The sequence below is a fragment of the Pseudomonas sp. B21-009 genome (assembly GCF_024749345.1).
Taxonomy (GTDB): Bacteria; Pseudomonadota; Gammaproteobacteria; order Pseudomonadales; family Pseudomonadaceae; genus Aquipseudomonas.
The window spans coordinates 5,593,513-5,605,570 of sequence record NZ_CP087199.1; the positions used below are offsets into that span (position 1 = coordinate 5,593,513).

The 12,058-nt window shown below is 64.3% G+C and carries 12 protein-coding genes; 6 read left to right on the forward strand and 6 right to left on the reverse strand.

Features of this window, described 5'->3' with window-relative positions:
* Window positions 1–144 precede the first annotated feature (144 nt).
* Both LOY34_RS25895 and rimK read left to right on the forward strand, forming a co-directional pair.
* Window positions 145–561: an ATP-dependent zinc protease gene (locus LOY34_RS25895; protein WP_371128664.1), complete on the forward strand. Its 417-nt coding sequence runs from the start codon at window positions 145–147 to the stop codon at window positions 559–561.
* On the forward strand, window positions 558–1,463 hold the full coding sequence (gene rimK, locus LOY34_RS25900) for a 30S ribosomal protein S6--L-glutamate ligase (protein WP_010221234.1): 906 nt from the start codon (window positions 558–560) through the stop codon (window positions 1,461–1,463). The genes LOY34_RS25895 and rimK overlap by 4 nt, the downstream gene beginning before the upstream one ends.
* Here the strand turns inward: rimK and LOY34_RS25905 are convergent.
* A complete protein-coding gene (locus LOY34_RS25905; protein WP_038998193.1) occupies window positions 1,460–2,773 on the reverse strand; it encodes an ATP-binding protein in 1,314 nt (437 codons plus the stop codon). The two genes, rimK and LOY34_RS25905, sit on opposite strands and share 4 nt — an antisense overlap.
* Before the next feature lie 128 nt (window positions 2,774–2,901).
* A complete protein-coding gene (ompR, locus tag LOY34_RS25910) occupies window positions 2,902–3,642 on the reverse strand; it encodes a two-component system response regulator OmpR (RefSeq protein ID WP_195885264.1) in 741 nt (246 codons plus the stop codon).
* 241 nt (window positions 3,643–3,883) lie between these two features.
* Between ompR and LOY34_RS25915 the strand changes: the two genes are divergently transcribed.
* From LOY34_RS25915 to LOY34_RS25930, 4 genes are all read left to right on the forward strand, one after another.
* Window positions 3,884–6,202, forward strand: a complete 2,319-nt coding sequence (locus LOY34_RS25915; RefSeq protein ID WP_258664084.1) for a Tex family protein — start codon at window positions 3,884–3,886, stop codon at window positions 6,200–6,202.
* The gene (locus LOY34_RS25920) at window positions 6,202–6,585 is read left to right on the forward strand and encodes a PaaI family thioesterase (RefSeq protein ID WP_045201161.1); all 384 of its coding nucleotides are present in this window, start codon (window positions 6,202–6,204) and stop codon (window positions 6,583–6,585) included. The genes LOY34_RS25915 and LOY34_RS25920 overlap by 1 nt, the downstream gene beginning before the upstream one ends.
* A gap of 153 nt (window positions 6,586–6,738) precedes the next feature.
* Complete coding sequence (gshA, locus tag LOY34_RS25925) at window positions 6,739–8,325, forward strand: glutamate--cysteine ligase (RefSeq protein WP_045201160.1); 1,587 nt, start codon at window positions 6,739–6,741, stop codon at window positions 8,323–8,325.
* Window position 8,326: 1 nt separating this feature from the next.
* Entirely contained in the window at window positions 8,327–8,953 is a 627-nt protein-coding gene (locus LOY34_RS25930; protein WP_045201159.1) for a TetR/AcrR family transcriptional regulator, read from the forward strand.
* Window positions 8,954–9,009: 56 nt separating this feature from the next.
* Here LOY34_RS25930 and LOY34_RS25935 read toward each other — a convergent pair whose 3' ends face one another.
* From LOY34_RS25935 to ssuD, 4 genes are read right to left on the reverse strand one after another with little or no spacing between them, the layout of a single operon-like run.
* Window positions 9,010–9,225, reverse strand: a complete 216-nt coding sequence (locus LOY34_RS25935) for a molybdopterin-binding protein (RefSeq protein WP_010221227.1) — start codon at window positions 9,223–9,225, stop codon at window positions 9,010–9,012.
* A 19-nt stretch (window positions 9,226–9,244) separates the two neighbouring features.
* Complete coding sequence (gene ssuB, locus LOY34_RS25940) at window positions 9,245–10,057, reverse strand: aliphatic sulfonates ABC transporter ATP-binding protein (protein ID WP_093378378.1); 813 nt, start codon at window positions 10,055–10,057, stop codon at window positions 9,245–9,247.
* A complete protein-coding gene (gene ssuC / locus LOY34_RS25945) occupies window positions 10,054–10,848 on the reverse strand; it encodes an aliphatic sulfonate ABC transporter permease SsuC (RefSeq protein ID WP_258664085.1) in 795 nt (264 codons plus the stop codon). Before ssuC ends, ssuB begins: the two co-directional genes overlap by 4 nt.
* Before the next feature lie 10 nt (window positions 10,849–10,858).
* Window positions 10,859–12,007, reverse strand: coding sequence for an FMNH2-dependent alkanesulfonate monooxygenase (gene ssuD / locus LOY34_RS25950; RefSeq protein ID WP_045201156.1), 1,149 nt, complete (start codon window positions 12,005–12,007; stop codon window positions 10,859–10,861).
* Window positions 12,008–12,058: the final 51 nt, after the last annotated feature.

Below are 12,058 nucleotides of genomic sequence, written 5' to 3' on the forward strand. Positions count from 1 at the left end.
GCGGCGTGCTTACAGTTCACCGACCTGTCGTTCATGCCCGCCCTGGTGCCTGACGACTTACTACGCTGGTTGAGCATTTTGAAGACATTTGACCATTTGACCGTGATCGGCCTGCGCGAGTGGGTGGCCCTGCCGGACCTCGGCCTGGCCGGCCTGCGGGCCAAGATCGACACCGGCGCCAGCACCTCGAGCCTGCACGCCACCGAAGTCGAACCCTTCGAGCGCGATGGCGAGCAGTGGGTGCGTTTCAACGCCCATTTGGGTTCGGTGGTACAACTGCGTCACCGGCGCTGCGAGGCGCCGCTGGTGACGATGAAAACCATCAAGAGCTCCAACGGCCAGGCCCAGACCCGCTACGTGATCCGCACGCCCCTGGCGCTGGGTGACCGGGTGTGGGAGGTGGAATTCACCCTGGCCTGCCGCAAGGCCATGCGCTATCGCCTGTTGCTCGGTTCCAAAGCCCTGATCCATGGCCAGTTGGTGGTCAACCCGGGGCTCAAGTACGTTCAGGACAAGCCGGCATTCCCGGCCACTATCACTCCCTCCACAGGTGTTGCATGAAGATCGCCGTGCTGTCGCGAAACCCGCGTCTGTATTCCACTCGTCGCCTGGTCGAAGCCGGTACCGAACGAGGCCATGAGGTGGTTGTGATCGACACCCTGCGCGCCTATATGAACATTGCCAGCCATAAGCCGCAGATCCACTACCGCGGCAAGCCGCTGGAAAATTTCGACGCGGTGATCCCACGAATCGGCGCTTCGGTGACCTTCTACGGCTGCGCGGTGCTGCGCCAGTTCGAAATGATGGGGGTGTTCCCGCTCAACGAATCGGTGGCCATCGCCCGTTCGCGGGACAAGCTGCGCTCGCTGCAGCTGTTGTCGCGCCGGGGTATCGGCCTGCCGGTCACCGGTTTTGCCCACTCGCCGGACGACATCCCCGACCTGATCCAGATGGTCAATGGCGCGCCGCTGGTGATCAAGGTGCTCGAAGGCACCCAGGGCATCGGCGTGGTGTTGTGCGAAACCACCAAGGCAGCCGAGTCGGTGATCGAAGCCTTCATGGGCCTGAAGCAGAACATCATGGTCCAGGAATACATCAAGGAAGCCGGAGGCGCCGATATCCGCTGTTTCGTGGTCGGCGACAAGGTCATCGCCTCGATGAAGCGCCAGGCCAAGCCCGGTGAGTTTCGCTCCAACCTGCACCGCGGCGGCAGCGCCAGCCTGATCAAGATCACCCCGGAAGAGCGCATGACCGCCATCCGCGCCGCCAAGGTCATGGGCCTGAGCGTGGCCGGTGTGGATATCCTGCGCTCCAATCACGGCCCGCTGGTGATGGAGGTCAACTCCTCGCCTGGCCTGGAAGGCATCGAAGTCACCACCGGCAAGAACGTTGCCGGGATGATCATCGAACACCTGGAGAAGAATGGCGGGCCGAACCTGACCCGCACCAAGGGCAAAGGCTAAACAGCGTCGCGCGGCAGCATCAGCCCCAGCGGCAGCCGCACCCGCGCCTCCAGGCCGCCGCCTGAACGGTTGCGCAACTGCACGTTGCCACCGTGCTGGGCGGCGATCCGCTTGACGATCGCCAGGCCCAGCCCGGTGCCCTTGCCGCTGCGGGCACGGTCGCCGCGGATGAACGGGTTGAAGATGCCCTCCAGCTCGCCCGGGTCGATCCCGGCGCCGCGGTCGAGCACGCTCAATACCACGTAGGGCGCGCCATTCTCGCCAGACACATAGGCCGCCACTTCAACGCCCTTGCCGGCGTGGTACAGGGCGTTGCCGATCAGGTTGTTGAGCAAGCGCTTGAGCGACACCCGGCGCAGCGGGAACGGCGGGATAGGCTCCAGGCACAGGCGCACCTGTTCCTCCGGCTGGTTGAACGGCGCCACTACTTCGCGCACCAGTTCACTGAAATCGACCTCTTCGACCGGCTCATCGCGACCATCGCGGATGAACGCCAAAAACTGGTCGAGAATAGCGTCCATGTCTTCGATATCGCGGACCATGTCGTCGGTCAGGTCGCTTTCGTTGGCCAGCAACGACAACGACAGGCGCAGGCGCGTCAGCGGTGTGCGCAGGTCATGGGAGACCCCGGCGAGCATCAGTTCACGTTCGCGCCCGGCCTGCTCGACATCCTCGGCCATCTGGTTGAAGGCACGGTACACCTCGGTCATTTCGCTCGGCGTATCGCTGATCGGCAAACGCACGCTGCGCCCCTGGCCCAATTGCCGGGCGGCGAACACCAGGCGCTTGAGCGGCTGGTTGAGCTGGCGCACGAAAATCCACGCCGAGGCGGTCGACAACAGGCCGATGGCCAGGAACCAGCCAAGCACGCTCCAGATCTTCTGCCCACGCAGCGGATGCGGATACAGCGGCACCTTCAGCCAGCCATCGCCCAGGCTCGGCGCCCGTACCCACAAGGCCGGCGGCGCATGTACACGCAGGCGCACCTCGGTGTCGGCGCCAAGTTCGGCCTGCATCTGGCGCTGGTAGATTTCGCTGTACGGCCAGTGCTGCTCACCCTCGGGCACCCCGGAGCCAACCACCCGGATCAGCCCCGCCGCCTCGGCGATCTTGTCGCGATCGGACTCATCGGCAGCCCAGTAGGCGCGCAGGGTCAGGGCCACGCCATGGCTGTATTGGCGGTCGACCAGCACGTCCTCGTTCATCAGCAGGTACACCAGGGTCAGGGCCTTGGAGAACAGCACGACGATCAGCACCAGCCAGAGGGTGCGGGCGAAGAAGCTTTGCGGGAACCACAGGGGCGTTTTCATCGACAACGGCTACACACTATGCGGGAACGAGCGGGGCTCGCAGGCTTTGCAAAGCGCTGCACAGGCAAAAACAGGGCAATCCCGAAGGCCTGCCCTGCTGGCGGTGAGCTACTCCTGCAAACGAAACATCACTTGCTGGCATTACCATCCGGCACAAACACATAACCAACGCCCCAGACGGTCTGGATGTAACGCGGCTTGGACGGGTCGGGTTCGATCATCCGGCGCAGGCGCGAGATCTGCACGTCGATGGAGCGCTCGAGGGCGTCCCACTCGCGGCCACGGGCCAGGTTCATCAGCTTGTCGCGGGTCAACGGCTCGCGGGCGTGCATCACCAGCGCCTTGAGCACGGCGAACTCACCGGTGGTGAGCATGTGCACTTCTTCGCCGCGCTTGAGTTCGCGGGTGGCCAGCGACAGCGCGTAGTCGCCGAAGGTGACGGTTTCGTCCTCGCTGCCCGGTGCACCCGGTACTGCCGGGGCCTGGCGGCGCAGCACGGCCTTGACCCGGGCCATCAGTTCGTCGGGGTTGAACGGCTTGGCCAGGTAGTCGTCGGCACCCAGCTCCAGGCCCTTGATGCGGCTCAGCTCGTCGCCCTTGGCGGTGAGCATGATGATCGGGATCTGGTTGTTGGCGGCGCGCAGGCGGCGGCAGGCGGTCAGGCCGTCTTCGCCGGGCAGCATCAGGTCGAGCACCACCAGGTTGAAAACCTCGCGGGCCAGCAGGCGGTCCATCTGTTCGGTATTGGGTACTGCACGGGCGCGATACCCCTTGCTGGTGAAGAACCGTTCCAGCAGGCTGCTCAGGCCCGGGTCATCGTCGACGATGAGAATTTTGTCGCCTTCGGCGGTTTGTGCAGTGCTGCTCATGGGTAGCTCCTCTAATCTCGGCACGCATTATGGCTTAGCCATCAATGGCCGTGCCGTGTGCATTGTTAGCAGATTTTTCCCCGGGTGCCAGTATTGCCGGGCCGACAACTGGCCTGCTGCTATCACCGCAAGCCGGACGCGCTGGGTATAATGCGCCGCTTTCAGCCAGCGCCGCATTGACCACAAGCGCTCTACAGCGCCCGCCCGCGGCCTTTGTATTCACAATTTGTCAGGTGGTTTTATGGACAGCATCAACAGCCGCATCGCCGAGGAACTCGGTGTCCGCCCACAACAGGTCGAAGCGGCCGTGGCTCTACTTGATGAAGGTTCGACCGTGCCTTTTATCGCCCGTTACCGGAAAGAAGTCACCGGTAGCCTGGATGACACCCAACTGCGTCACCTGGAAGAGCGCCTGCGCTACCTGCGCGAGCTGGACGAACGGCGTGTCAGCATCCTTGCCAGCATCGAAGAGCAAGGCAAGCTGACCCCGGAACTGGCCCGTGAAATCAAATTGGCCGACACCAAGACCCGCCTCGAAGACCTGTACCTGCCGTACAAGCAAAAGCGCCGCACCAAGGGCCAGATCGCCCTGGAAGCCGGCCTCGGCGAGCTGGCCGACGGCCTGCTGAGCGACCCGCAACTGAGCCCTGAAACCGAAGCCGCGCGTTTCGTCGACGCCGAAAAAGGCGTGGCCGATGTCAAAGCCGCCCTCGAAGGTGCCAAGTACATCCTTATGGAGCGCTTTGCCGAAGACGCCAGCCTGCTCGACAAGCTGCGCAGCTTTCTCAAGCAAGAAGCGGTGCTCAGCGCCCGCCTGGTGGCCGGCAAGGAAGAGGAAGGGGCGAAGTTCCGTGACTACTTCGAGCACGACGAAGTGCTCAAGAGCGTGCCGTCGCACCGTGCCCTGGCGATTTTCCGTGGCCGCAACGAAGGCGTGCTGTCCGCTTCGCTGAAAGTCGGCGAAGAACTGCCGGGCACCCTGCACCCGTGCGAAATGATGATCGCCGAGCGTTTCGGCCTGCAAAATCAGAACCGTCCTGCCGACAAATGGCTGGCCGAAGTGGTGCGCTGGACCTGGAAGGTCAAGCTCTACAGCCACCTTGAAACCGACCTGTTCGGCGAGCTGCGCGACAACGCCGAAGGCGAGGCGATCAACGTCTTCGCCCATAACCTGCACGACCTGCTGCTGGCCGCCCCGGCCGGCCCGCGCGCCACCCTGGGCCTGGACCCGGGCCTGCGCACCGGTTGCAAGGTCGCCGTGGTCGATGCCACCGGCAAGCTGCTGGACACCGCCACCGTCTACCCGCACGTACCAAAAAACCAGTGGGACCAGACCATCGCCGTGCTCGCCGCGCTGTGCGCCAAGCACTCGGTCGAGCTGATCGCCATCGGTAACGGCACCGCCAGCCGCGAAACCGACAAGCTCGCCGCCGAACTGATCAAAAAATATCCAGCCCTGAAAATGACCAAGGTCATGGTCTCCGAAGCCGGTGCTTCGGTGTACTCGGCCTCGGAGCTGGCGGCCAAGGAGTTCCCGGACCTCGACGTGTCGATCCGTGGCGCTGTGTCGATCGCCCGCCGCCTGCAAGACCCGCTGGCGGAACTGGTGAAGATCGAGCCGAAATCCATCGGTGTCGGCCAGTACCAGCACGATGTCTCGCAGTTGAAACTGGCCCGTGGCCTGGATGCGGTGGTCGAGGACTGCGTGAACGCCGTCGGCGTCGACGTCAACACCGCGTCGGTGGCACTACTGGCGCGCATCTCCGGCCTCAACAGCACCCTGGCACAGAACATCGTCGCCCACCGCGACGCCAACGGCGCCTTCAAGACCCGCGCCGCGCTGAAGAAAGTCAGCCGCCTGGGCGAAAAAACCTTCGAACAGGCCGCAGGCTTTCTGCGCGTCATGAACGGCGACAACCTGCTGGACGCCTCGGCGGTGCACCCGGAAGCCTACCCGCTGGTGCAACGCATTGCCGCCGAGACCGACCGTGACATCCGTTCGCTGATCGGCGACAGCGGCTTCCTCAAGCGCCTGGACCCGAAGAAGTTCACCGACGAAACCTTCGGCCTGCCGACGGTCACCGACATCCTCCAGGAACTGGACAAACCCGGCCGCGACCCACGCCCGGAGTTCAAGACCGCCGAGTTCCAGGAAGGCGTCGAAGACCTCAAGGACCTGCAACTGGGGATGATCCTCGAAGGCGTGGTGACCAACGTCACCAACTTCGGTGCCTTCGTCGACATCGGCGTACACCAGGATGGCCTGGTGCACATCTCGGCGCTGTCGGAGAAGTTCATCAAGGACCCGCGTGAAGCGGTCAAGGCCGGCGACGTGGTCAAGGTCAAGGTCATGGAAGTCGACATCCCGCGCAAACGCGTCGGCCTGTCGATGCGCATGAGCGACACCCCGGGCGAGAAGATCGACGGCGCCCGTGGCAGCCGCCCGGGCTCGGCCCCGCGCCAACAGAGTGCCCCGGCCCGCGCCAAGGAAACCCCGGCACCGGCCAACAACGCCATGGCCTCGCTGTTCGCCAACGCCAAGCAGCTGAAGAAGAAGTGATGACGGTTCCCGACGACGTCGTCTTCAGCGCCTTCAGCCAGTTGCTCGGCTGCCGTCTGCAACGCCTGGAAAACGGCGTTGCCGAGGTGGCCATGGCCCTGGAGCCGCACCTGCGCAACCGCGGCGGCAAGCTGCATGGCGGGGCAATCTTCAGCCTGGTCGACACCACCATGGGCCTGGCCTGCTCCAGTTCCCATGGTTTCGACCAGCAGAGCGTGACCCTCGAATGCAAGATCAACTACCTGCGTGCGGTCAGCGAAGGTGACGTGCTGTGCATCGCCCGGGTGCTGCATGCCGGGCGGCGCACGCTGGTGGTCGACGCCGATGTACTCCAGGGCGACAAACTGGTGGCAAAAGCACAGGGGACTTTCGTCGTCCTCTAGCCGCAAATGGCCAAACTGCGGTACTTTCGGCAGAGCGCAGGCGCTGCCGAAAGCCGGCCAAAACCAGGCGACAACGCCAGTTCCTCTGTCCACCCTTGTAGACCGTCATCTCTACCCCCATATTGGGGCGACTGACGCGTGAAGGAATCCATCTTGAGCGAACTTCTCAACCGCCGCCTGAGCCTGCTCGGCCAAGGCGACAACCTCTCCCTGCTCAAGCAGTGCCTGCACGGCATCGAGCGTGAATGCCTGCGTGTGACCGAGGAAGGTCGTCTGGCCCAGACTCCGCACCCCGAAGCCCTGGGCGCGGCGTTGACCCACGAGCAGATCACCACGGACTACTCGGAGTCGCTGCTGGAGTTCATCACCCCAGCCCTGGCCGACCCGGCGCAGACCCTCGAAAGCCTGGAGAACATCCACCGCTTCGCTTATACCAAGCTTGGCAACGAGTTCCTCTGGAGCCCGTCGATGCCCTGCCCGCTGCCGGCCGAGGAAGACATTCCGATCGCCTGGTACGGCACCTCCAACATCGGTCAGCTCAAGTACGTCTACCGCAAGGGCCTGGCCCTGCGCTACGGCCGCACCATGCAGTGCATCGCCGGGATTCACTACAATTTCTCGCTGCCAGAAAAACTCTGGCCGCTGCTGCGCGAAGCGGAACACAGCACGGTGGATGATCGCGACTATCAGTCGTCGGCCTACATCGCCCTGATCCGCAACTTCCGTCGCTACAGCTGGCTGCTGATGTACCTGTTCGGCGCCTCGCCGGCCCTGGATGCCGGCTTCTTGCGTGGCCGCCCGCACCAGCTTGAGCAGTTCGACGCCGACACCCTGTACCTGCCCTACGCCACCAGCCTGCGCATGAGCGACCTGGGTTACCAGAGCAACGCCCAGGCCGGCCTGACGCCGTGCTACAACAACCTCGCCAGCTACACCGACAGCCTGCGCAAGGCGGTGGCCACGCCGTACGCGCCCTATGTCGAGATCGGTACGCACAAGGATGGCGAGTGGGTTCAGCTGAACACCAACATCCTGCAGATCGAAAACGAGTACTACTCCAACATTCGCCCCAAACGCGTCACCTACAGCGGTGAGCGGCCGATCCAGGCGCTGATGGCCCGTGGCATCCAGTACGTCGAAGTGCGCTGCCTGGACATCAACCCGTTCCTGCCCACCGGTATCGACCTGCCGCAAGCGCGTTTCCTCGACGCCTTCCTGCTGTTCTGCGCCCTGGAAGACAGCCCGCTGCTGGGCAACCAGGAATGCGGCAACTGCACCGGCAACTTCCTCAGCGTGGTCAAGGAAGGTCGCCGCCCGGGCCTGCAACTGCAGCGTGACGGCCAGCCGGTCGAGCTCAAGCAGTGGGCCGACGAGCTGCTCGAACGCATCGCGCCACTGGCCGAACTGCTTGACCGCAGCCAGGGCGGCGACGAACACGCCAAGGCCCTGCAGGCGCAGAAAGCCAAGGTCAGCGACCCTGCCCTGACGCCATCGGCGCAGGTGCTGGCGAGCATGACCGAGCACAAGGAAAGCTTCAGCCGCTTCGCCTTGCGCCAAAGCCAGGTGCATGCCGAGTTCTTCCGCGCCCAGGCCCTTTCAGCCGAGCAGCAGCAAGGTTTCGAAAGCGCAGCGCGCCAGTCCCTGGAAGCCCAGGCCAAGCTTGAGCGTGAAGAGGACAAGGCTGATTTTGACCTGTTCGTCAGCGCTTACCAGGCGAGCATCCTGGCGATCAGCAACTGACATGACCCGCACCGTTACCCCGCGCAAACCCCGGGCCCGCAGCCAGGCGAGGATCGATTCGATCCTCGAGGCGGCGCGCACGCTGCTGGCCAGCGAAGGGGTGGCCAGCCTGTCGATTTACAGCGTGGCCGAGCGCGCGCAGATTCCGCCGTCATCGGTGTATCACTTCTTCGCCAGTGTCCCGGCGTTGCTTGAAGCACTCACCGCCGACGTGCACGGCGCCTTTCGTGCCTGCCTTGAAGCACCGATTGATTCAGCGGCGCTGAACACCTGGCACGACCTGTCGCGCCTGGTCGAGCAGCGCATGCTGGTGATCTACAACGAAGACGCCGCGGCCCGGCAATTGATTCTCGCCCAGCATGGCCTGAGCGAAGTGACCCAGGCTGACCGCCAGCACGACATCGAGCTGGGCGACCTGATGCACAGGCTGTTTGCCGCGCATTTCCAGTTGCCGGTGTTACCGGAAGATGTCGATGTGTTTGCCCTGGCCATGGAACTGGGTGACCGGGTGTATGCCCGTTCGGTGCAGTTGCATGGGCAGATTACGCCGCGCATGGCCGAGGAAGGGATGCGGGTGTTTGATGCGTATCTGGGCTTGTACCTACCGCCCTTTCTGCCTAAACGCTGACGGCCTCATCGCGGGTCAAGCCCGCTCCTACAGGGAGCGGGCTTGACCCGCGATTTTCAGAGCTTGGCGATCGACACTTCGGTCGACTTCACAAAGGCAATCACCTCGCTGCCAATAGTCAATTCCAGCTCACGCACCGAACGGGTGGTGATCACCGAGGTGACGATACCCGAGGCGGTCTGCACATCGATTTCCGACAATACCGGGCCTTCGAGGATTTCTTTGACGGTGCCTTTGAACTGGTTGCGTACGTTGATCGCTTTGATAGTCATCTGCTTGGTTCCTTACAGGTCAGAGAGCCCAACGCAATTGCGTCGGCAAAGGTGCGACAGGTTCCGGCTCGGGCGGTGTGCCCGGAATCGACAGAACCCGGTTGAGAACTTCGGTTTCCAGTGCAGCCAGGCGGTGTGAGCCGCGTACCCGCGGGCGTGGCAGGTCGACGATAAGGTCCAGGCCCACCTCGCCGTCTTCGATGAGAATCACCCGGTCGGCTACCGCCACCGCCTCGCTGACGTCGTGGGTAACCAGCAACACGGTGAAGCCGTGCTGGCGCCACAGCCGTTCGATCAACTGCTGCATCTCGATCCGGGTCAGGGCATCCAATGCCCCTAGCGGCTCATCGAGCAGCAACAGGCGTGGCTGGTGAATCAGTGCCCGGGCCAGGGCCACGCGCTGCTTCTGGCCACCCGACAAGGCCGCCGGCCATTCATTGGCACGCTCGGCCAGGCCGACCGCTGCCAGCGCTTCCAGCGCCCGTGGCCGCCAGTTGCCCGAGAGGCCCAGGCCAACGTTGTCGATAACCTTCTTCCACGGCAGCAGGCGCGCTTCCTGGAACATCAGGCGGGTGTCTTCCTGGGCTTCGCGCAGCGGCGCGGAACCTGCCAGCAACTCGCCGCCACTGGGTTGGTCGAGGCCGGCGAGCAAGCGCAGCAAGGTGCTCTTGCCGCAGCCACTGCGCCCGACAATGGCGACGAACTGCCCGGCCGGAATGTGCAGGTCGATATCGCGCAGTACCTGGCGCTGGCCGAAGGTCTTCTGCAGGTTCTGCGCCGCCAGCGGAATACCGCGCAGCAGCCGTGGTGGTGGATCCTTGAGGATGGTCATGCGCCCTCTCCCCTGCTCGCTTGATAGGCCGGATGCCAGCGCAGCCAGACCCGCTCGAGGCCGCGTGCGGCGAGGTCTGCGAGCTTGCCGAGCACGGCATAGAGAACGATCGCCAGGACCACCACATCGGTCTGCAGGAACTCGCGGGCGTTCATTGCCAGGTAGCCGATGCCGGCGTTAGCCGAAATGGTTTCGGCAACGATCAGGGTCAGCCACATAAAGCCCAGGGCAAAGCGCACGCCGACCAGGATCGACGGCAAGGCATCGGGCAGAATCACCTGGCGAAACAGCTCGAAGCCGGACAAACCATAGCTGCGGGCCATTTCCACCAGTGCCGGGTCGACGTTGCGGATGCCGTGGTAGGTGTTCAGGTAGATCGGGAACAAAGTGCCCAGGGCCACCAGGAAAATCTTTGCCGACTCGTCGATGCCGAACCACAGGATCACCAGCGGAATCAGCGCCAGGTGAGGTACGTTGCGGATCATCTGCACCGAACTGTCGAGCAGGCGTTCGCCCCATTTCGACAGGCCGGTGATAAAGCCCAGCGCCAGGCCGATGGCACCGCCAATCACAAAACCGACGCCGGCGCGCCAGCCACTGATTGCCAGGTGGGTCCAGATCTCGCCGCTGCGTACCAGCTCGACGCCAGCGCTTAATACCGCGCTGGGCGCCGGCAAAATCCGCGTCGACAGCCAGCCGACGCTGACTGCCAGTTGCCAGACCGCCAACAGCAGCAGCGGCAACGCCCAGGGCGCCAGGCGTTGCTGCCAGGGAGTGGATTTACGACTCATGGCCCGGCCCTCAGCGCTGCGCCGAGGATTTAGGCAGGATGTCGTTGGCGACCATCTCGCCGAACGGGCTCACGTAGCCACCGCTTTGCGGCAGTTGCGGGCGCTCCACGTCCAGGTGCGGGAACAGCAGCTCGGCGACCCGGTACGACTCTTCCAGGTGTGGATAACCGGAGAAGATGAAGGTATCGATGCCCAATGCTGCGTATTCCTTGACCCGCTCGGCCACGGTTGGGCCGTCGCCGACCAGCGCCGTGCCGGCACCGCCGCGCACCAGGCCGACACCGGCCCAGAGGTTGGGGCTGACTTCGAGGTTGTCGCGGTTGCCGCCATGCAGCGCGGCCATGCGTTGCTGGCCGACCGAATCGAAGCGTGCCAGCGAGGCCTGGGCGCGGGCGATGGTGTCGTCGTCCAGGTGCGAGATCAGCCGCTCGGCGGCCTGCCAGGCTTCGGCGTTGGTTTCGCGCACGATCACGTGCAGGCGGATGCCGAAGCGCACCGTGCGGCCTTGCTTGGCGGCCTTGGCGCGCACTTGCTCGATCTTCTCGGCCACCGCCGCAGGCGGCTCGCCCCAGGTCAGGTACAGCTCGACCTGCTCGGCTGCCAGGTCCTGGGCCGCTTCTGAAGAGCCGCCAAAGTACAGCGGCGGACGCGGCTGCTGGATCGGCGGATAGAGCAGCTTGGCGCCTTTGACCTGGATGTGCTGGCCGTCGTAGTCGACGGTTTCGCCTTCCAGCACCCGGCGCCAGATGCGGGTAAATTCCACCGAGGCCTGGTAGCGCTCTTCATGGCTGAGGAACAGGCCGTCACCGGACAGCTCTTCCGGATCGCCGCCGGTGACCAGGTTGAACAAGGCACGGCCACCGGAAAGACGATCCAGGGTTGCCGCCTGACGCGCCGCTACGGTCGGCGAGATGATCCCCGGGCGCAGCGCGACCAGGAACTTCAGGCGCTGGGTTACCGGGATCAGCGACGCGGCAACCAGCCAGGAGTCCTCGCAGGAACGCCCGGTCGGAATCAACACGCCACCAAAACCGAGGCGGTCGGCGGCCTGGGCAATCTGCTGCAGGTAGCCGTGATCGACGGCGCGCGCGCCCTCGGCGGTGCCAAGGTAATGGCCGTCGCCATGGGTGGGAAGAAACCAGAATACGTTGAGGCTCATTGGAGTTGTCTCCTAGGGGTGGCGCAGACCGGGGCGGCGCCCCGGCGCGGG